This is a genomic window from Tautonia sp. JC769 (assembly GCF_040717455.1).
Lineage (GTDB): Bacteria > Planctomycetota > Planctomycetia > Isosphaerales > Isosphaeraceae > Tautonia.
The window spans coordinates 204,352-223,909 of record NZ_JBFEFH010000005.1 but is presented as its reverse complement, the minus strand read 5'-3'; the positions used below and the strand labels follow the sequence as shown (position 1 = coordinate 223,909).

Here is a 19,558-nt window from a genome sequence, read left to right as displayed (position 1 = left end):
ATCGCGGGCTCACGGGGCCGATGCGGTCGCGGCCGGCAGGTGGCGGCTGTTGGGGTACTCTTGCCGGAGGCGTTCCACGACGCTCGCGGCCCGGTCGTCGCGATCGAGGATGCGCCAGAGCTGGGCGATGGCCGCGAGCGACCGGGCGTGCTCGTCGGCCAGGCTCGGGTAGAGGATGTCGGTGTTCAGGTAGGCGAACAGGGCATCGCGGGGCTTCCCGGCCGCCCGGAGGCAATCGCCGAGGGTGTTGTAGGCCGGGGCCAGGGTCGAGGCGTCCTCGGGCTCGGCCTCGTCGATGACCGCTCGGACCACCTGCTCGGCCTCGTCGAAGCGGCTGAGCCCGGCCAATGCCTCGGCCCGGGCCAGGTCGGCCCGGATCCGGGCGGGGCTGCCTTCGGGGACCCGGCCGACCAGGGTGTCGAGCTCCCGGATCGCCTGCTCCGACTGCCCTCGCTTGACCATCACCTGCGCCCGGAGGACGGCGGCGCGGTCGCTCGCCCACGAGAGCTTGGCCAGGTCCTGCAGCGCCCGGTCGGCGGCGTCATACTCCTGGGCATCGAGCCGCAGGGTCGAGAGCAGTTCCAGGGCCGGCCCGTAATGCCGGCTGTTCGACAGCTCCGAGGTGATCCCCTCCAGGGCCTCGATCGCGGCCTCCCGCTTCGACGGGTCGACCTGGGCGCGACGGGCCAGGGCCGCGGCGCCCCGGAACCGGGCATCCTGGGCGAGCAGAGGGTTGTTCACCTCGCCGGCGGCCTGCCGGTACAGCTCGGCGGCCTGGTCCAGGTCACCGCTGTTCTCCCGGGCCTTCGCCTGGGTGAAGGTCGCCCCGGGGGCGTCGTACGTGATGTCGTCGATCTGGTCGAGCGGGACGTCCCGCCCCGCGATCCGGACCTGTTCCGGGGTCTCTCGTTCCACTTTCCCGCGGATCCGGCCGCCGGGGGCGGTGATGGTCGAACCCGGCACCAGCACCACGTCGTCGGCCGCCGAGACGCCCGCCAGGGCCAGGACCGCCAGGATCGCCCAGGGAGATCGATGAGAATTCATGCGTCGAGATGTCCTCGGGTCGGGAGTTCGATGCCGCCGGGCGCGATCACCCGCCGGCCCGGCGGAGCAACTGCTCGTAATCCTGCTTGATCTCCGGGGAGCCGAGCGTGGTCGACAGGGCCATCACGCTCTTGAGCGTCCTCCGGGCGGCGTCCTTGCTCCCCTTGTTGAACTGGCAGAGGGCGACGTGATACCAGCACTCGTAATACTCGGGCCGGCGGGGGCGGGCCCCTTCGAGCCGCTTGGCCAGGTCTTGCCAGTGCCGGATGGCGACATTCCAGTAGCCCGGCTCGACCTCGGCCCAGTCTTCGAGGACCTGGCACTGCTCCATCAGGAAGTCGAGCGCCTTCGGGTTCTCGGCCACGAGCCTCGCGGTCACGGCCCAGGCCTCGTTGAATTGCCCGGCCCGGCGATGGGCCCCCGAGAGCTTCAACCGGGTGCGGAGCAGGCGGTCACTCTCCGGGAATTCCTCGATCACCCGCCGGAAGATCTCGATCGCCCGATCGGGGCGCTCGAGCGTGAGCATCTGCTCGCCCGCCCACTGGAGCGACTCGAACGACTGGTTCGATTGCCGCTCGATCAGGGCGTCGAGGAATTGTTCGAACGCCTTCCGACTCGCTTCCAAACGGGCGCGGTCCCCCGCCTGACGCTGCGTTTCCATCTCGGCTTCGAGCAGCCGGCCGATCGAGAAGAACAGTTGGGTCAGGCTGTCCCCGGACGCGACGGCTTCCAGGACGCTCATGTCCGAGATGGCCGCGTCGGTCTGGCCTGCGGCGATGTGGGCCTGCAGTTGCAGCTTCATCAGCCGGACGTACAGCTCCTCCGTCCGATCGCTCATGGACGAGGCCGCGCCGATCGCCTCGGTGTGCGGGGCGAGGATCGCCAGGGACTCCGAGGGCCGATCCTCGATCAGGTGAATCTCGGCCAGATCCGCCGCGTTGCTCAGGCGGTCCGGGTCGGTCGGCGCGACCCTCGCCTCGACCCGGGCGTCGTACGTCTCCTGGAGCAGGGCGAGCGCCTTCTCCGCCTCGGCGGCCGCCTCGGGAGAGGCGGCCCCCTCGGGCCCTTGCTTCCTCAGTTCGAGGCTGCGCCGCCAGTGGGCGGAGGCGGCCTTGCTCCTGGCGTCGAGGACGCGGCCCGAGGTCGTCACGGACAGGTAAGCGTCGATCGCCTCGGGATAGCGCCCCTGTCCCAGGGCGATGTCCCCCTGGAGGATCCGGGCCACATCCGCCTGAGACGAATCGGGCCAGGTGGCGATCGTGTAGTCGGCCAGGTCTCGCAGGCGGCGGAGGTCCTGCTCCCGCCCTCGCCCCCGGCTCGACTCGTACGCCTGGGCCATTGCCCCCATGCCCAGCTCGGTGGCGGCCAGCGACGAGTCCCACGACGGGTAGCGGCGGGCCAGGAAATCGGCCAGCACCGCCGACTCGTGATAGCGGCCGGCCGAGTAGAAGTTGAAGGCCAGGAGGTAGCGTGCCTCGTTCGCCCGGCCCGGATCGCGGGCCGGATTCACCTTCGTCAGGGCCGCGCGGAGCAGGGCGATGGCATTGTCCCACGACCGGAGCCCCATCTCCTCCCGGGCCCGGGTCATGGCCTGGTCGAAGCCCAGGCCGGCCAGGGTCCGCGCGTCGATCGGTCCGCTCGGCCGGTACTTCTTCAGCAGCTCGACGGCGTCGGCCTTGTACGGCGACGCGTAGGCGACCACCTGTCTGAGCTGTCCGGTCAGGTCCCGGACCAGGTCATCCTTGCGGGCCACGGCCGGCGCGTAGCCGGATTCGAGCTGCGCGTCGATGTTCCGGGCCAGCTCCAGTTGCACGCCGAGCCGTTCGTAAGACCCCGCGTCGCCCCGGCTCGCGTTGAGCCACTCCCGGGCCAGGCGTTCGGCCAGCGGGGCCTCTCCCCGCTTGCGGGTGGTGATGACCTTGAAGAAGGCGACCTGCCGCTGCAACTGCCGGAGCCGGGGATCTTCATGGGTGAGCAGTTCGTTATAAATACCCATCGCCGCCCCGAGGTCCCCCTTCTCCTCGAGGCTCTTGCCCTGCCACATCCGGGCGGCGAACCCGGCCATCCAGGTCCGGTAGGAGTCGTAGATGGACTTGAACGCGGTGATCGCCTCGTCGAGCAATCGGTTGCGGTCGTCCGAGCCTTCGGGGTAGGTCTGCGCCTCGTCGTAGTCGATCAGGGCTCGTTTCAAGGTGGCGTCGATCAACTGGCGCTGGGCCTCGTCCCGGGCCGCTCGCCTCGGGTCGGACTCCTCGAGGAAGGCGACCGGGAACGCCCGATAGGCCTGCTCCAGGTCGGCCCGGGCGGCGTCGAACGACCGCCTCGCCTCGGCGAAGGCGGCCCGGGCGGCGGCGAGCCCGGCCTCGCGATCGGCGGGGTCCTCTCTCTCGTCCGCCTTCAGGGCCGCCGTCTGGCCGCGCTGATAGAGCACCTGGGCCAGCTGGACCTTCGCCTCCACCGCCAGTTCGTGGCTCGGGTGGGCCTTGAGGAAGGCGTCGAACGCCGCCCGGCCCTGGTCGAGCAGCAGGTCCCGCCGCTCCAGATCCGGGGCGGCCTCGGCCTCCCGGAGCTTGTTGCGCCCCTCCTCGAAGGCGAGGATCGGCTTCAAGGTGTCCGGCGTCTCGGGGTCGTCTCGGAGCGACGCGATGTACTCGTCGGCCAGGTCGAAATAGCCGCGCTCGCGGAGCCCTTCGAGGAACCGCAAAGGTCGCGGTGAAGGAGCCTCCTCGCCGTCAACCTGACGAGCCTCGGCGACCGGGCAGGAGCAGGAGGCGAGCACCAGCACCGCCGCGATCGGGGCCGCGGCGCGTCGGAATCGAAGCATCGAGGGGGTCTCCCGGGCCGGGGCCGTCGGCAAGGGCGAAGGGCAAACGGAGGGGCCGCCGCGTGGTCATCGAGGGAGCTTGCCTGCATCAAACTTTACGACGCCGTTCGACCGGTCGTCAACCCGCCGGGCCGGCCTCCGACAGGTTCGCCCGGGCGTCGATCGCCCGGTGCAGGGCCCGCAGCGCGAGCAACCCGCACTTCCGCCGAGCGGGGGTCAGCGGGATGCCGATCCACTCGATCATCTGGTCGGGGGCCAGCGCCCGGGCATGCTCAAGCGTCTGGCCTTCGATCTGTTCGGCCAGGATCGAGGCCGCCGCCTGGCTGATCACGCAGCCCCTCCCCTGGAACCGGGCCAGGGCGATCCGCCCCGGGTCGTCCGAGTCGAGCGCCACCTCGAAATGGATCTGGTCGCCGCAGAGCGGGTTCTCCAGGTCGGCGTCGAGGTCCACCACGTCGAGCCGCCCCCGATGGGGAGAGCTGTCGTAATGGTCGAGCAATTCTTCCCGGTAAAACGTGTCTTCCATTAACGGATCGTCCTCTCTCTGCCTGTTGGGATCGGGGGAAGGAGGGGGGGGGAGGGATCTCGAATCGCGGTCAACGGCCCCGCCGCGATTGACGGTCCCGGACCAGGCGGATGGCCTTGCCGATCGCGTCGGCCAGGCGGTCGAAATCCTCGGTCGAGTTGTACAGGTAGGCACTGGCCCGGGCGCTGGCCATCAGGCCGAACCGCTGGTGCAGGGGCATCGCGCAGTGCTGGCCGGCCCGGATGGCCACCCCTTCCCGGTCGAGCAGCGTGGCCAGGTCGTGCGGGTGCACCCCCTCGATGTCCATGCTGAGGATCCCCCCCTTGTGCTCCGGGCCCGGGCCGAGGATCCGGACCCCGGGGGTGCCTTCGAGCAATCGGTGGGCATGCTCCATCAAGTGACGTTCATGGGCCATCACGGCGGCCGGGTCGAAGTGTGAGAGGTACTCGATCGCCGCCCCCAGGCCGATCGCCTGCGCGATCGGCGGGGTCCCCGGCTCGAACTTGTAGGGCAGGTCGTTCCACTCGGCCCCTTCGCGGGTGACCCGGGTCACCATGCTGCCGCCCCCCCAGGCCGGCGGCATCGCCTCCAGGTGCTCGCGACGGCCGTAGAGCACGCCGACGCCCGTCGGCCCGCACATCTTGTGGCCGGAGAAGGCGAGGAAGTCGATCCCGAGCTTGCCCACGTCGATCGCCCGGTGCGCGACCCCCTGCGCCCCGTCCACCACGACGACCGCCCCCCGGTCGTGCGCCTGTCCAATGATCGCCTCCAGCGGCGTCACCGTCCCCAGCACGTTCGACATGGCCGTGATGGCCACGATCTTCGTCCGGTCCGACAGGAGCCTCCCCACGGCCTCGGACTCCAGGCGGCCGTCGTCGGTGACCTCGGCGAAGCGGAGGGTCAACCCTTTTTCCTTCGCCAGCATCTGCCAGGGGATGAGGTTCGAATGGTGCTCCAGGTCGGTCAGGACGATCTCATCCCCTTCCTTCAAGAACGTCCGCCCCCACGACTGGGCGACGAGGTTGATGGCATCCGTCGTCCCTCGGGTCCAGATGACCTCCTCGGCCTCGGCGGCCCCGATGAAGCGGGCCACGGCCTCCCGGGCCGCCTCGTACGCCTCGGTCGCCCGCTCGCTCAGCGCGTGGATCCCGCGATGGACGTTGGCCGGATAGTCCGAGTCGTACGCCTGGACCGCCCGGATCACGCTCCAGGGCTTCAACGTCGTGGCCGCGTTGTCGAGGTACGTCAGGCGGACGCCCGGCCGGATTTCCTGGTGCAGGCCCGGGAAATCGGCCTTCAGGTCGTCGTGCCGAGGCAAAGGAGAGTCAACGGTCGCCATCATGCTCCGGTGGGCTGGCTTCAAGAGAGGGCCGGGCGATATGCTTTCCATCATACGAGATTCGAGGCGATCTTGCTCGGTCTTCCCTCGATCGTTCTCAACCGAAACAATGGGGTTTGACCCGTCGTCTCGATCCCCGGGAGTTTGCCTCGTGTCCCGATATTTCAAGTACAAGACCGCCGACGCCCTGCTGGCGGATGCCACGGCGATGGGCCTCGACATTCGGCTCTCCGACGATCTCTCCCCGCTGGCCCAATCGCTCTCGATCGGTGGTCGGACCGTCGGCAATCGCCTGGCCATTCACCCGATGGAAGGCTGCGACGGCGAGCTTGACGGCAGTCCCGGCGACTTGACCCTCCGGCGCTACCGGCGCTTCGGCGACGGCGGGGCCAAGCTCATCTGGGGAGAGGCCGCCGCCGTCGTCCCCGAAGGACGGGCCAATACCCGGCAACTCGTCTGCGACGCGGCCCGAGCCGACGGCCTCGCCCGGTTGCTCGACCAGTGCCGCCGGTCGCACCGCGACGCCTGGGGAGACGACTCCGACCTGCTCGTCGGCCTGCAACTGACCCACTCGGGCCGCTACAGCGTCCCCCGGCCGCTGCTGGCCCAGCACGACCCCTGGCTCGACCCCCGCACCATCCTCGACCGTCAGACCGGTCGCTCCGCCGACGCCGACACCCCGCTCCTCTCCGACGACGACCTCGACCGTTTACAACATCGTTACGTCGAGGCCGCCGAGGTCGCCGCCCGGGTCGGCTTCGACTTCATCGACCTGAAGCAGTGCCACCGCTACCTGCTCTGCGAGCTGCTCTCCAGCCACACCCGCCCCGGCAAGTACGGCGGGTCGTTCGAGAACCGGACCCGGTTCATCCGCGAGGTCGTGGCCCGCATCCGCGACCGCCTGCCGGCCTTGATGATCGCCACCCGGATGAACGTCTACGACGGCATCCCCTGGCGGACCGGGGCCGACCAGCTCGGCGAGCCGGAAGACGTCTCCTACCCGCTGCCGTCCTCCTGGGGGACCGATCCCGAGGACCACACCCGGCCCGACCTCGACGAGCCGATCCGCCTGATCGGCCTGCTCCGCGACCTCGGCGTGGCCATGGTCAACGTCACGATGGGCAACCCGTACGGCAGCCCCCACATCATCCGGCCCTTCGAGTATCCCCCCCCCGACGGCTACGAGACGCCCGAGCACCCCTTGATCGGCGTCGACCGCCACTTCCGCCTGACCGAGCAGATCCAATCGGCCTATCCCGACCTGCCGATCCTCGGCTCCGGCTATTCCTGGCTCCAGGCGTTCATCTTCCAGGCCGGGGCCGCCAACATCCGAGACGGCCGAGTCTCGGTCGTCGGCGTCGGGCGGGCCTCCCTCTCGCACCCCGACTTCGCCCGATTCGTCCTCGAAGGCCGACCGCTCGACCGCAAGCGCATCTGCCGGACCTTCAGCTATTGCACGGCCCTGATGCGGTCGAAGCACAACGACCTGGGCCAGTTCGCCACCGGCTGTCCGCCCTTCGACAAGGAGGTCTACGACCCGATCTGGAAGGAGGCCCAGCAGACCTCCCCGTCGTCGCGGTGACGACGGGGACACCTGGCGAAACCCCCGATCGAGGCGAGGTCACTCGTCCTCCTCCTCGCGTCGCGAACTCGAACGCTGTCGGACCGACTGCCAGAGGTACTTCCCCTGGCTCCCGACCGACGAGATAAAGCGCCGCGCCTTCGATCGGTTCGATTGCCGGTGCAGGTGCCGGAGCAAGGCGATGCGCTCGGCCTCCGGCAGCCGCCGGGCGATCGCCGGCAAGACGGTCTCGGCCACCGCCCCCGGGGCCTGATCGCCCAGCTCGACGGCGATCACGCGGTTGATCCCCTCCGGCAGCTCGGCTTTGAGCGCGGCGATGGCCTCGTCCCGGGCGATCGGCTTCAGGGTCGTCCCCACGCCCGACCCGTTCGGGGCGCCGGACCCCCGGAAGTCGGACACGTCCCGGAATCGGTTGAACCCGGTCACGACGACCAATGCGGGGGGGCGATCGAGGTGCGGCCGCTCCTGATACGACTCGATCCACTCGCGGCAGAAGTTCAGGTCGTCGCTCAGGTCCCCTCGCGAGGCATCGGCCACGAGGATCAGGAAATCGCCCCCCTCGGCCGCGGCCACGGCGTCCTTCCGGCTGGTCCGCTCCCGGGCCGTGTCCGGCCCCGGCATGGCTCGAAACCCAGGGATCTCCAGGAACGACACCGAAGCCAGCCGATCGGCCAGCCCCGGCTCGCGGCCCGCCTCGATCAGCTTCGCCTTGACCCCGGCGAGGTCCTCGTCGCCGATCGTCTTCTCCAGGGCGGCGATCAGGAGCGACTTGCCCGCCCCCCGACCCCCCGCGACGGCGATCACCGGGGTCGGCCCCTCGTCGTGCTTGGCATTCGCCCGGTCATGCACCCGCCGGGTCAGGCGCCGGTAGTGCTCCGAGCCGATCGCCAGGCGGCCGCTGTAGAGTTCGACCAGGTGCAGGCCGAGCCGGTTGATGTAGGCCCGGAAGAACCACCGCATCAACGAACGCTGCATGTTCCGCCAGGCCGGCTGCGCGATCAGCTTCTGCGTGCCGAGCCGGGCCACCCCCGCCACCGGGGCGAACAGCGGGAGCAGGTAGGTGTAAATCTCGTTGGCCTTGTTCACCAGGTTCGCCGCGTCGATCGCCTGCTTCCAGTGCCCGGGGGTGACGATGTCGCCGCCGGGGATCTGCCGGCAGAGCCGGTTCAGGTCCTCGGCGGCCAGTTCGAGCGCCGTCAGCAGCTCGACGACCGAGACGTTGTCCATCGGGTCTCGGGCGCCCGGGTGATAGTGCCTCGCCAGGGCGACGGCCAGTTCCCGGCCGGTGTTGATGTAGATGTCACCCACCGTCAGGGCCTCGATCGCCGCCTCGTCGGCCCGCTTCGACATCCCCTGCACGATCTCCCAGGCGGCCCGGTCGCGCGGGCTGAAGGTATGCGGCGCGTCCCAGTCGAGCGGCGGCAGGAGCGTGTTCGACGACGACCGGGTCCAGCGGTCCGCCAGGTAGGCGAAGAGCGCATACGAACCGATCCAGCCCAGGGCGACCGCCGTCACCCAGAGCCAGCCGTGTTCCAGCAGCCAGAGGGAACCGATGACGACGTAAAGGCCGAACGGCACCACGATCAGGGCGATGAGCACCCAGGCCCGCCAGTTTCGGAGCACGTCGAAATCCCCCTCGTGAGAGCGCGATCACTCGCGAACGCCCGACCGACCGGGCAAGCGTTGCCGGATCGTCCCGCGTTCACCACGATCATCGGACGCGGAATCGAACCCCTATCGTCCGCCCGCTCCCCTCGATTTTCAAGTCGATCGCAACGGCCCGGTAGTCTTGGCCCGGCCCGATCGCTATAACGGCGACGAGCCGGGCCGTTCCCAACGGGGGGAATCGGCCCGCGATCGCTGCGGCTTCCCAATCAGGAGACTCGCCCCGATGACGAACCCCTCGTTCCGAACCTTGCTCTCGATCGGCTGGACCTTCACCCTCGCCGTCGGCCTGGCCGGCTGCGGCGGCGGGGGAGATGGCGGGATCGACGAGGGCATCGACTTCGGCGACGCCGCGCCCGAGGTCGTCAGCCCTTCCGAGCTTGACGCCGTGGCCGACCCCGGCCCCGTGGCCGAAGACGCCCCGGTCGTCGAGGACTCGGGCGACGCCGATGCCGATCCCGACGCCCCGGTCGCCATCGCCCCTCCCCTCGACGCCCCCGCCCCGGAGCCAGAAACCCCCTGACCGATGGGGCCTCGACGCGATCCCTCGGATCATCACCGGCCGAAGCGGCCCCCGGGCGCGCTCCTCGTCAGGAGGCCCGGAGGGTCGCGTTGAATCGCGCCCGGCAGGCGTCGATGATCTTCCGGATCGACGCCTCGACTTCCTCGCCGGTCAGGGTGCGATCGGCGCTCCGGAAGGTCAGGCCGAAGTGGAGGCTGTGACAGCCTTCCGGGATCCCGGCCCCCTCGAAGGTGTCGAGGAACTCGACCGACTCCAGGAGCGACCCGCCGGCGTCGCGGGCGGCCTCGGCGAGCGACGACCACGGCAGGGACTTCTCGACCACCAGCGACAGGTCGCGCATGACCCCCGGATAGATCGGCACCGCCTGATAACTGGGCGCGAGATCGGCCCGGTCGATCAGGGCGTCCAGCCCCAGCTCGGCCGCGGCGCAGGGGCCTTTCAGGCCGAACCGCCGCGCCGCCTCGGCGTCGATCTCGCCCGCGTAGCCGAGGTGCAGGTCCCCGAGCAGCAGCTCGGCCGATCGACCCGCCGCCATCGGAGAGGGGGAAGCCGGCCGGCAGACGAGCCGATCCGCCAGGTGGAGCCGATCGAGCAGGGCCTCCACGATCCCCTTGACCTCGAAGAAGTCGGCCCCGGCCACCAGGGCGACGCGGGGGGATTCATCCGGCAACGGACGCTCGGCCCGGGGCAGGTAGACGTGGGCCACCTCGAACAGCCGGGCGTCGGCATTGCCGTGCGACTGGTTGTACGACCGCGCGGCCAGGAGGCTCGGGACGAGGCTCTGCCGCAGGGCGCTGTTCTTGCGGAAGTCGGCGTGCTCGGCCCGGATCGGCGGCTCGACGGGTAGGGGGTCGAGCGGCGCGACCAGCTCATCGGGCACGAGGCTGAAGCAGACCGCCTCGTCGAACCCGAGGCCGGTCAGGGCGTCGCGCACGGCCCGCTCGATCCGCTCGCGGCGGCCGAGGCTCGACGCGGCCAGCGGGACCGGCTGATCTTCGGGAATATGCTCATATCCGTAGACGCGGGCCGCTTCCTCGATCAGGTCGATCTCCCGCTCCAGGTCGCTCCGCCAGGTGGGCGGGCGGAAGGTGGCCGCGTGCTCGTCGTGCCAGATCCGCTCCAGGCCGAGCGACTCGAAAATCGCCTCGACCCGCACCCGGGGGATCTCGATTCCCAGCACCCGGTTGATCTGGGAGAACCGGAGCATGACCGCCGGCCGCTCGGGGGGAGGCTCGGACGACTGGTCGATCACCCCGTCGTGCAAGGTGCCGCCGGCAAGCTCCACGATCAGCTGGGCGCATCGCCTGCTGGCCCAGTCGGTCCGCTCGGGGTCCATCGGCCGCTCGAAGCGGTAGCTCGACGGGCTCATCAGGCCGAGCCCCCGCGAGGTTCGCCGCACGGTCAGGGCGTCGAACTGGGCGGCCTCGATCAGGATGTCGGTCGTCTGGTCGCCGATCTCGGTCTCCAGGCCGCCCATCACCCCGGCCAGGCCGACCGGGCGCCGGGCGTCGGCGATGACCAGCATCTCGGGAGTCAGTTCATACGTCTTCCCGTTGATGGCCACGAGCTGCTCGTTGGGGCGGGCCTTCCGGACGACGAGCCGCCGTTCGGCAAGGGTCCTCAGGTCGTAGGCGTGCAGGGGTTGGCCGCATTCGAACATCACATAGTTGGTGATGTCGACAATATTGTTGATGCAGCGCACGCCCAGGGTTTCCAGGCGTTTCCGCATCCACCAGGGGCTCGGGCCGACCTTCGCCCCGGTGACGACCCGAGCCGTGAATCGGGGGCAGAGGCCCGGTTCCTCGATCGCCACGGCGGTGGCGGCCGTCACGGCGGGGCCGGAGGCCGTCGGGGCCGGCTGGGGTTCCCGGAAGTCCCTGCCGCCGAAGACCGCGGCGATCTCGCGGGCCACCCCGAGATGCCCGAGGCAATCGGGGCGGTTGCTCGTGACCTCGAGGTCGATGGCCAGGTCGCCACCGACCTCGGCCGTGCCTTCGTGGTTCAGGCCCGTCAGGGCCAGGCGATCGGCCAGCTCATCGGCCGACATGTCGAGCCGGACGTACTCGGTCAACCAGTTCCAACTGACGATCATGATGGTAGGGTTCGGCGGCGTTCAAAAAAAGATTGAGGTCACGATCAGGCGCGGGGAGGCGGCAGCGGACCCGGCCCGGCAGCGGTAGCGCCAGGTCCCAAAATGGCGTCCACGTCCAGCTCGACATCGGGAAAGCGAGTCGGGGCGACCGTCTGCCCCCGGCTTCGGATCAACCGTTCGGTGTATGTCCCTTCGTTCGGCGAGCGATGGAGTTCGATCCGTTGCTCGGTCAGGTCGATCAGCCAGACCTCGGTCACGGCGAACCGAGCATACAATCCGAGCTTGGTGCCCCGGTCGTAGTCGGCCGAGGAATCCATCACCTCGATCAGGAGCAGGACATCGTCTGGCCGAGGATGGGCAGACGCATATCGACCTTCACGGCAGTTGACCAGCATCAGGTCGGGTTCGGGCTCCGAGTGCTCGTCCAGCCGGAGCGGATTCTGAACGCGAACGATCGCCCGACGCAACAGCAGAGGAACAAGAAGCTCGACGAGCCGGTCAACGACGTCGGCATGTCTCGGTCCGATCGGACTCATCGCGATGAGATCCCCTTCAACCAGCTCGACCCGCGCATCTTCGTGGAGGAAGCCAAGCTCGGCCAGCCGGTGGTAGTCATCGACGGTGAACCGGACGCGGGCGGGTCGCCGGCCGGGCGATCCCGGGGCAGGGGGGGGCGCCGGGTACGGGGATCGGGTCGCGGTCGCCATCGGGGAAGGTCCTCCGAAGGGGCCGGGGGCCTAGGCGTTCGTCGGCCCGGCGTAGGTCTTCACGTCTTCGATGGCCTGTTCGATGGCCTCGCGGCGCCAGTCGGTCAGGGCCGAGTCGAGCGCCCGGGTCAGGTGATTGACCAGTTGCGAGGCGGCGGCGGCGGGGGTGTCCCCCTCGGCCCGGATCTCGGGGAAGTCGCGGTGGTGAGCTGCAGCCAGCCCGGCGGTCGCGCCGGCGGTGACGATCACGCGGTCTTCGCCTTGGGACATCGTCGAAACCTCGGGTGAGACAGGGGCGATGCTCGGAGCGGCGAGGGTCGGGCCGGGCGCTCGATCTGGAACCGCCTGTCGGGAGGGTGGTCGATCGCGGGTGGGGGCGGCATCGGACGGCCGGCGCCGCTCGATCCGATCCCGGGTCAGAACTGGGACAGGAACCGGACGTCATTCGAGGTGAACTGCCGGATGTCGTCGATCCCGTGGCGCCTCATGCAGAGGCGCTCGACCCCGAGACCGAAGGCAAACCCGGTCACCTCGTCTGGATCATAGCCTACCGCGCGGAGGACGTTCGGGTCGACCATCCCGGCTCCTCCCATTTCAACCCAGCGGTCGCCGCCATGCCAGAGCATGTCGACCTCGACGCTCGGCTCGGTGAACGGGAAGAAGGAGGGGCGGAAGCGGATCCGGACGTCCTCGCCGAGATAGCCCTCGGCGAACAGGCGGAGGGTGCTCTTGAGATGCGCCATCGTGATCCCGCGGTCGATCATCAACCCCTCGATCTGATGAAACATGAACGAGTGGGTCGGGTCGACCTCGTCCGGGCGGTAGACCCGGCCGATGGAGACGATCCGGACGGGGGGGGCCTGCCGCTCCATGACGCGGATCTGGATCGTGCTGGTCTGGCTGCGGAGCAGGGCCCCGTCGCTCAGGTAGAAGTTGTCGGCCGGGTCGCGGGCCGGATGAGACGGGGGGATGTTGAGCGCCTCGAAATTGTGGAAGACGTCCTCGACCTCGGGCCCCCTGGCCACGCCGAAGCCGAGCCGGCCGAACAGGTCGATCAGCTCGTCGGCCGTCTGGGTCAAGGGGTGCCGGTGGCCGAGCCGGGGCCGGGGGCTCCCGGGCCGGGTCACGTCGAGTCCGGCGACGGCGGCCGACTCGGGCCGCTCGACCCGTGCCCTGGCCGCTTCCCAGGCGGCCTCGAGCGCCTTCTTGACGGCGTTGAACTGCTGGCCGTACTGCTTGCGGGCCGAGGGCTCGATCAGCTTCAGCCGCTCCTGGGCGGCCTTGATCTTCCCCTGCTTCAGGCCGAGGTACTCGATCCGGGCGGCCTCGACCTCCTCCGGCCGGCCTGAGGAGCGGAACGATTCGAGGCCGGAGGCTTCGAGCGATTCAAGCTCGTGGATCGCCGTGGAAAGGTCCATCGATCAAAGGGCGGATGGGGACCGCCCACCCGCGCTCGGGGGGAGTGGGCGGGGCCCACCTCGGGGAGGGTCTGTCGTCACACGAAGAAGAGGCGGAGCCGAGACGGGCCGGGCAGGCGATGCTCAGGCCCCGGCCCCGGCCGGCGTCAGGCCGACGCGGCGGCGGCGGCCGCCGGGATCGCGCCGATCTCCTGGAGCTTGGCGCGGACCCGATCGGCGATGACGTCGAACGTCTCGGGGTCGTGGATGGCCAGCTCGGAGAGGCTCTTGCGGTCGAGGGAGATGCCAAGCAGCTTCAGGCCCTGGATGAACCGGCTATAGCGGAGCCCGCGCATCTCGGCCGCGGCGCTGATCCGGGTGATCCAGAGGCGGCGGAACTCCCGCTTCTTGGCACGGCGGTCGCGGAAGGCGAACATCCCGGCGCGGAGCAAGGTTTCCTTGGCCGTGCGGTAGAGCCGCCGACGGCCGCCGACGAAGCCCTTGGCTTCCTTCAGTAAACGCTTCTTGGCCCGTCGGCGGGCCGATCCTTTCCTCGCGCGCATCGCTCAGGTTCTCGACGATCAGGAAGGTGGCTTGGGACTCGGAAATTCGATATCGATTCGAGGGGCGCCGATCGATCAGCGGGTCACCCGGCCGGGGGGGTGGCGGGGGAGTCCGCGGCCCCTTCGGTTTCGAGCTGCTCGTGGGCCTCGGCCGCGGCGGCGAGGGCCGAGGCGAAGCGGCCGTGGCCGGCTTCTCGACGCTGCAAGGCCCGGCGGATCTTGTGGGCCATGGCCTTGTTGTCCAGGACGGCCGGCTTGCGCAATCGGCGGATACGCTTGCCGCTCATGTGGCTGTTCAAGTGGGAGGAGCCGCAACGCTTGTGCACGACCTTGCCGGTCGCGGTCACCTTGAAGCGCTTCTTGGTCCCCTTGTGGGTCTTCATCTTCACCGAAGGCATCGTCGTCTGGCCTCGTCTGTGCCCGGTCGGAGCCGGCCGCGGCCGGGCTACCTGCGCTCGGGGTGATCGCTCGGGGATGTCGGTGGGACGCAGGTCGCGTCGGGTCGCGACGCAAGCCCGGAAGAGGAGAATCGTACCATGGGATCGCCCCGGATCCAATCCCGATTGGCGTCCGGGTGGCAAAAATTGCCCCCCGAGCCGGAGAGGAGTGCGGTCCGGCTCGGGGGGCAACAGGTCGGTCGTCGCGTCGAGTTCGTCCGGCGGTCCGGGTCGCCGCCCGGTGCCGATCGCCGATCCGGGCCGGGAGTGTCGACGCCGGGTCAGCGCGGGGCGACGATGGCGGTCATCCGGCGCCCTTCCATCGAAGGAGGCTTCTCGACCTTGGCCACGTCGTCGAGGGCGGCGATGACCTCCTCGAGCACGCGGCGCCCTTCCTCGATGTGGGCCATCTCGCGGCCTCGGAACAGCACGTTGACCAGCACCTTGTCCTTGTGCTCGAGGAAGTCGCGGGCCTTCTTGACCTTCACCCGGATGTCTTCGTCTCCGGTTTTCGGTCGGACGCGGATTTCCTTGACCTGGACCTGGTGTTGTTTCTGCTTGGCGACTCGCTTTTTCTGTTCGTATTTGAACTTGCCGAAGTCCATGATCTTGCAGACCGGCGGCCGTTCGTTCGGCGCGACCTCGACCAGGTCCATGTCGGCCTCTCGGGCCAGTTCCAGGGCCTTGGATGTCGGGATCACGCCGAGCTGGGCACCGTCGGCACCTACGACCCGGATCGGCGAAATGCGAATCTGATCATTCACGCGCTGAGTTTTCTCGCGCTCGGTTCGGTCAAACGGCGGTCTGATGGCGTCCTCCCCCGGGACGATACGGATCAACCTCTGATGAGGAATGGTGACGATTCCGGCCCGATTCGACCCCGAGGCCGGCACCTGTTCCGCATCCGCGACGCCCACCCCGCGGCAGGTCGTGTTTCGTCGCAGAGGCAATCTTGATCTATAACGGGTCCGGCCCGCGCAGTCAAGCAATTCGCAACGATTCTGAGGCCTGATTCCCGGAAATCGGCCGGCCGCTACTCGCGGAGCGGGTCGAGCCGGCGGACGCGGCGGCCCTCGACCAGCAGGCGGCCCTCGGCGTACAGGGCGATGGCCTCGGGCAGGGCCAGGCGCTCGGCGGCCTGGACGCGGGCAGCGAGGGTCGCGGGGGTGTCGTCGTCGAGCACGGCCACGGTGCGCTGGAGGATGATCGGGCCGTTGTCGTAGTGCTCGTCGACGAAGTGGACGGTGCAGCCGGAGACCTTCACGCCGAGGTCGATCGCGGCGCGGTGGACGGCCTCGCCGTGGAACCCCTTGCCGCCGAAGCTGGGCAGGAGGGCCGGGTGAACGTTGACGATCTTCCCCTCGAAGTCGGCCGGGATCGGCAGGAGGCTGAGGAACCCGGCGAGGACGACCAGGTCGGCCCCCGAGGCCCGGATCGGGCCGAACAGGGCGGCCTCGTAGGCGTCGGGGGTCAGGTCGCGCCTGCGGACGACCGCCACGGGCACGCCGGCCCGCTCGGCCCGGTCGATCGCCCCGACCCCCGGCTTGCTGACGATGACCTGGACGACCGAGGCGATCAGGCGGCCGTCGGCGATGCGGTCGAGGAGGTTCTGCAAGGTCGACCCGCTCCCCGAGGCCAGGACGGCCAGGCGGATCGGCGGCTCGGTGATGGGCGGGGTTCGAGGGGCGTCGGGCATCGGTTTCGGAGGGGCCTTGGGGGAGCTTTGGGATCGAGGGTGCCGCAGCCAAATCATACGCGATGGGAGGGGCGAAGGGGGGGGCGGCCACCCCGGTCGGGATCGGCTCGGGTCGAGGCCGGTTCGGGTGGGCGAGGGCCCGGGCAAGTGCCCCGGGGATGCCGGCGGGAGCGCCCCAGGGGCGCCCGAGCGTTGGGAGGTTGTGCGTGTCCTGGGAAGAGCTTGCGTCGATTTGGTTGGCTTCGTTCCGTGCGGCAATCGCGTCGGGGAATGGCTTCGATGCGTCGCGACGGAGGAGGCGGGGGCGGGGGCGGGTGGGACGGATCGGCATCGTTTCGTCGGGCGGGGTCCCGGGGCTCGGGACGAGGATGACGCCTCGCGAGGAGCGTCGGCGGATGGAGTTCGCGGGGACGGGCCGGAGGGGCACGATCAGGCGACGCGAGAGGGGATCGGGACGGCATCGAGGGGGCGACAGGGGGCGCCAAGGGTGCGCCGAAGGTGCGCCGAAGGTGCGCCGGTTGGTTATAGGGTGGTTTGGTCGTTTGTATTGATCGGAGAACGCGTTGCGTCGAGGGGTTTGGCTTCGTTCCGGGAAATGAGGTCGCGGCGATTGGGGGTGTTCGGGCGGGGAGATCGGGGCGGAATGGGTTCGATTCGTCGCCGGGAGGGGGGCGAGTCCGCGCGAGCGAGGCGGCCCGGTGCCTCGTCGGCGAGGAGGGCGGGAGCGGGGTCGAGCGCGGCGGGTGAAGGGGATGTGGTGGGGGAATCACGGGAGCGGTCTCGGCGACGGTCGGGGGGCCGTACGGGGTGCATCGGCTGTGCGGGGTGCGGCTCGGCGTTCTCTTGTTTCTGGGGGCGCCTGCGATCGTCGGCGAGGGCGATCGAACGCAATTCGAACCGTCACCGACCCCCGGACAAGGGGGAGTCGAGGGGAGGACGGGACGATTCGTAGGGGAGTGGCGAGGGCGAAGGGGGAGAATTCTTCCTGACCATTACTATCGTGACCGGGGCGAGCCGCAGTCACAGAATCCTCGGAAAAAATCGGGCCGGGGATCGAGAGGAGGCGGGAGGAGCCGGCAGGACCCGGGGGACGCCTTCGGAAGGTTGTCCGGCAAAGGCTTGCCCGGTCGCTATACTGAGAGGGTCCAGATTTTTTTGGCGGAGGGGAGTCTCAACGCATGCGCCTGGCAGTGCGGGTCGCCGCGACCTACGAGTTGCAAGACGAGTCGTTCGGTTGCCTGATGGTCGAGCCGGCCCTGGGCGGTGAGCGGCATCGGGTGGTCGAGGAACGGTTGACGACCAGCCCGATCCGATTGTGCGAGCTGGGCCGAGACTTCTACGGCAACCCCAGGAGGCAGTTCGTCGCGCCGAAGGGGCGGTTCGCCTTCGAATTCTCGGCCACGGTCGAGGTCGAGCCGAATGCCGAGATCCCGGCGGATGCCGTCGAGCACCCGCCGCAGGAGCTGCCGCCCGAGGTGTTGATCTACACCTTGCCGTCGCGCTATTGCGAGTCGGACGTGCTGTCCCGGATGGCCCAGAGCGAGTTCGGCGGGCTGGCCCCCGGCGCCGGCCAGGTGCGGGCAATTGCCGACTGGGTGAGGGAGCACGTCGAGTACCGCTACGGCACGACCGGCCCGACGACCTCGGCCCGGGCGACGGCGATCGACCGGGTGGGGGTCTGCCGCGATTTCGCCCACCTGGTCATCGCGTTCTGCCGGTCGCTCGAAATCCCGGCACGCTACGTCTCGGGCTACGCCCTGGAGCTGGAGCCGCCCGATTTCCACGGCTATGTGCAGGTCTTCATGGGGGGGGCCTGGCACGCGGTCGATGCCACCTTCGCGGGCCTCCGGCCGGCGCTCGTCCCGATCGCCGTCGGCCGAGACGCCGCCGACGTGGCGATGATGACGCTCTGGACGCCGCACGAGGTGGTCGAGCAGTCGGTCGAGGTCCGGCGGGTCGACGCCTGACGCGGCCTCGACCGCGCGATCGTCGGGCCGGGGGGCGTGGGCGTGTGTTCGAATCACCCCGCGATCATGGGAGACGCGGGGCGTTCGGCGGAAGGCGGTGCGCCGGGTACGGCGGAGCCTCGGGCGGGGAAGCCGGGGTCATCGGCCCTCGGCCTCGATCCGGCGCATCCAGAAGCTGCTGGGGGTGCCGCCGGCAGGGGAGTAGCGGGGGAAGGTCTCCCGGAGCGCGTCCGGGTGGAGGTGGTGGAGGTAGCTGCTGGACCAGAGCACCTCGAAGGCCGCGTTGAAGGCGAGGAAGGCCTGGAGGAGGTACATCTCGTTCCAGAAGCTCTGGAATTCGAACGCGAGCTTCCGCGGGTATTCGTACGGGAAGAAGATGTCGTGGACATGGACGACCACGCCCGGCCGGAGCCGGGGCAGGATCTCCAGGAAGGCGTACTGGACGTCGCTGCCGACCTTCAGGACGTGGGAGGAGTCGAGGAAGAGGATGTCGTTGGCCTCGAGCGCCTCGAACTCCGAGAGGGGGATCTCCTGGAGGGTCGAGCGCCTCAATTCCGAGAGGCCCGGCATGCCGTCGGTCAGGAACGGGAGCGGGTAGGGCTCGATGGCGGTGAAGCGGGCCTCGATGCCGGTCTCTTTCTGGTTGCGCAGGAGGGTCATCGCCGAGACGGTGGTGCTGACACCCGAGCCGACCTCGATGACTCGCCGGGGCTTGAAGTGGCGGATCATGCAGTAGAGGACCCCCCAGTCGGGCGCGCCGCCCCGACCGGGCTCGAGCTGCTCGAACTCGGATTGGTAGTCGGTCCGGAAGCGGTCGAGGAACGCGAGCTGCCCGGCCTCGTTCATGTCGACCCCGACCAGGTCCGATCGCCGGGTCCAGAGGTCGTCGCCGAGCAGCCTGGTGTCGGGGACCGGCTTGTAGAAATGGACCGGGAGGGCGTGGAGCCCCCGGGCTTGCCAGAATTCGAAGAAATTCGGGTCGAGGAGGAGTCCTCGGACCAATCGGGGGGGAATTGCTCGAGCGAATGCGGCCTTGATGAAATGCTTCAACGATTCCGGCATGTGAGGAAGGGTCCCGGGGGGGCGGTGGTCCGTGGGGGGGCGTTCGTCTCTGGAGTCTCCCTGGGATTGGCACGAGGCATGCTAGGGGCTGCCGAGACGTGCTGTCAAGCGTCGCCCGGGCTCGTGTCCGGGGC

General features: G+C 69.5%; 16 protein-coding genes and 1 pseudogene. 3 read left to right on the top strand and 14 right to left on the bottom strand.

Annotated elements, in window-relative coordinates; genetic code table 11:
- Positions 1–9 precede the first annotated feature (9 nt).
- The 4 genes from AB1L88_RS07690 to AB1L88_RS07675 form a co-directional block, all read right to left on the bottom strand.
- Positions 10–1,044, bottom strand: a complete 1,035-nt coding sequence (locus AB1L88_RS07690; protein WP_367096060.1) for a tetratricopeptide repeat protein — start codon at positions 1,042–1,044, stop codon at positions 10–12.
- A gap of 46 nt (positions 1,045–1,090) precedes the next feature.
- A complete protein-coding gene (locus AB1L88_RS07685) occupies positions 1,091–3,868 on the bottom strand; it encodes a tetratricopeptide repeat protein (protein ID WP_367096059.1) in 2,778 nt (925 codons plus the stop codon).
- 118 nt (positions 3,869–3,986) lie between these two features.
- Positions 3,987–4,394 (bottom strand): iron-sulfur cluster assembly scaffold protein, encoded by a 408-nt coding sequence (locus AB1L88_RS07680; RefSeq protein WP_367096058.1) that lies wholly within the window; start codon positions 4,392–4,394, stop codon positions 3,987–3,989.
- Between the two features lie 70 nt (positions 4,395–4,464).
- Positions 4,465–5,733, bottom strand: coding sequence for a SufS family cysteine desulfurase (locus AB1L88_RS07675; protein WP_367096057.1), 1,269 nt, complete (start codon positions 5,731–5,733; stop codon positions 4,465–4,467).
- A gap of 151 nt (positions 5,734–5,884) precedes the next feature.
- On the opposite strand from AB1L88_RS07675, the gene AB1L88_RS07670 reads away from it, so the two are divergent.
- Positions 5,885–7,315, top strand: coding sequence for an NADH:flavin oxidoreductase (locus AB1L88_RS07670; RefSeq protein WP_367096056.1), 1,431 nt, complete (start codon positions 5,885–5,887; stop codon positions 7,313–7,315).
- 39 nt (positions 7,316–7,354) lie between these two features.
- On the opposite strand, the gene AB1L88_RS07665 is transcribed toward AB1L88_RS07670, so the two are convergent.
- Complete coding sequence (locus tag AB1L88_RS07665) at positions 7,355–8,938, bottom strand: GTPase (protein WP_367096055.1); 1,584 nt, start codon at positions 8,936–8,938, stop codon at positions 7,355–7,357.
- Positions 8,939–9,206: 268 nt separating this feature from the next.
- On the opposite strand from AB1L88_RS07665, the gene AB1L88_RS07660 reads away from it, so the two are divergent.
- A complete protein-coding gene (locus tag AB1L88_RS07660; protein ID WP_367096054.1) occupies positions 9,207–9,503 on the top strand; it encodes a hypothetical protein in 297 nt (98 codons plus the stop codon).
- Between the two features lie 67 nt (positions 9,504–9,570).
- On the opposite strand, the gene pheT is transcribed toward AB1L88_RS07660, so the two are convergent.
- The 8 genes and pseudogenes from pheT to purN form a co-directional block, all read right to left on the bottom strand.
- A complete protein-coding gene (pheT, locus tag AB1L88_RS07655; RefSeq protein ID WP_367096053.1) occupies positions 9,571–11,595 on the bottom strand; it encodes a phenylalanine--tRNA ligase subunit beta in 2,025 nt (674 codons plus the stop codon).
- Between the two features lie 44 nt (positions 11,596–11,639).
- Positions 11,640–12,302, bottom strand: coding sequence for a Uma2 family endonuclease (locus AB1L88_RS07650; protein ID WP_367096052.1), 663 nt, complete (start codon positions 12,300–12,302; stop codon positions 11,640–11,642).
- Between the two features lie 30 nt (positions 12,303–12,332).
- Positions 12,333–12,572 carry a hypothetical protein gene (locus AB1L88_RS07645; RefSeq protein WP_367096051.1) on the bottom strand — a complete coding sequence of 80 codons (240 nt, stop codon included), beginning with the start codon at positions 12,570–12,572 and terminating at the stop codon, positions 12,333–12,335.
- Between the two features lie 146 nt (positions 12,573–12,718).
- Positions 12,719–13,720 (bottom strand): phenylalanine--tRNA ligase subunit alpha, encoded by a 1,002-nt coding sequence (gene pheS, locus AB1L88_RS07640; protein ID WP_367096050.1) that lies wholly within the window; start codon positions 13,718–13,720, stop codon positions 12,719–12,721.
- A gap of 146 nt (positions 13,721–13,866) precedes the next feature.
- Positions 13,867–14,262, bottom strand: coding sequence for a 50S ribosomal protein L20 (gene rplT, locus AB1L88_RS07635; RefSeq protein WP_367096049.1), 396 nt, complete (start codon positions 14,260–14,262; stop codon positions 13,867–13,869).
- 176 nt (positions 14,263–14,438) lie between these two features.
- Positions 14,439–14,660 (bottom strand): annotated as a pseudogene (gene rpmI / locus AB1L88_RS07630) (50S ribosomal protein L35); the annotation flags it as partial.
- A 320-nt stretch (positions 14,661–14,980) separates the two neighbouring features.
- Positions 14,981–15,508, bottom strand: coding sequence for a translation initiation factor IF-3 (gene infC / locus AB1L88_RS07625; RefSeq protein ID WP_367096140.1), 528 nt, complete (start codon positions 15,506–15,508; stop codon positions 14,981–14,983).
- A 224-nt stretch (positions 15,509–15,732) separates the two neighbouring features.
- Positions 15,733–16,395: a phosphoribosylglycinamide formyltransferase gene (gene purN / locus AB1L88_RS07620; protein ID WP_367096048.1), complete on the bottom strand. Its 663-nt coding sequence runs from the start codon at positions 16,393–16,395 to the stop codon at positions 15,733–15,735.
- Positions 16,396–17,573: 1,178 nt separating this feature from the next.
- Between purN and AB1L88_RS07615 the strand changes: the two genes are divergently transcribed.
- The gene (locus AB1L88_RS07615) at positions 17,574–18,362 is read left to right on the top strand and encodes a transglutaminase family protein (protein WP_367096047.1); all 789 of its coding nucleotides are present in this window, start codon (positions 17,574–17,576) and stop codon (positions 18,360–18,362) included.
- A gap of 138 nt (positions 18,363–18,500) precedes the next feature.
- Here the strand turns inward: AB1L88_RS07615 and AB1L88_RS07610 are convergent, their stop codons facing one another.
- Complete coding sequence (locus tag AB1L88_RS07610) at positions 18,501–19,424, bottom strand: class I SAM-dependent methyltransferase (RefSeq protein WP_367096046.1); 924 nt, start codon at positions 19,422–19,424, stop codon at positions 18,501–18,503.
- Positions 19,425–19,558: the final 134 nt, after the last annotated feature.

Coding starts and splice junctions, on each gene's coding strand:
- AB1L88_RS07690 (WP_367096060.1), bottom strand. CDS start 1,044: ATGAATTCTCATCGATCTCCCTGGGCGATCCTGGCGGTCCTGGCCCTG.
- AB1L88_RS07685 (WP_367096059.1), bottom strand. CDS start 3,868: ATGCTTCGATTCCGACGCGCCGCGGCCCCGATCGCGGCGGTGCTGGTG.
- AB1L88_RS07680 (WP_367096058.1), bottom strand. CDS start 4,394: ATGGAAGACACGTTTTACCGGGAAGAATTGCTCGACCATTACGACAGC.
- AB1L88_RS07675 (WP_367096057.1), bottom strand. CDS start 5,733: ATGGCGACCGTTGACTCTCCTTTGCCTCGGCACGACGACCTGAAGGCC.
- AB1L88_RS07660 (WP_367096054.1), top strand. CDS start 9,207: ATGACGAACCCCTCGTTCCGAACCTTGCTCTCGATCGGCTGGACCTTC.
- pheT (WP_367096053.1), bottom strand. CDS start 11,595: ATGATCGTCAGTTGGAACTGGTTGACCGAGTACGTCCGGCTCGACATG.
- AB1L88_RS07650 (WP_367096052.1), bottom strand. CDS start 12,302: ATGGCGACCGCGACCCGATCCCCGTACCCGGCGCCCCCCCCTGCCCCG.
- AB1L88_RS07645 (WP_367096051.1), bottom strand. CDS start 12,572: ATGTCCCAAGGCGAAGACCGCGTGATCGTCACCGCCGGCGCGACCGCC.
- pheS (WP_367096050.1), bottom strand. CDS start 13,720: ATGGACCTTTCCACGGCGATCCACGAGCTTGAATCGCTCGAAGCCTCC.
- rplT (WP_367096049.1), bottom strand. CDS start 14,262: ATGCGCGCGAGGAAAGGATCGGCCCGCCGACGGGCCAAGAAGCGTTTA.
- purN (WP_367096048.1), bottom strand. CDS start 16,395: ATGCCCGACGCCCCTCGAACCCCGCCCATCACCGAGCCGCCGATCCGC.
- AB1L88_RS07615 (WP_367096047.1), top strand. CDS start 17,574: ATGCGCCTGGCAGTGCGGGTCGCCGCGACCTACGAGTTGCAAGACGAG.
- AB1L88_RS07610 (WP_367096046.1), bottom strand. CDS start 19,424: ATGCCGGAATCGTTGAAGCATTTCATCAAGGCCGCATTCGCTCGAGCA.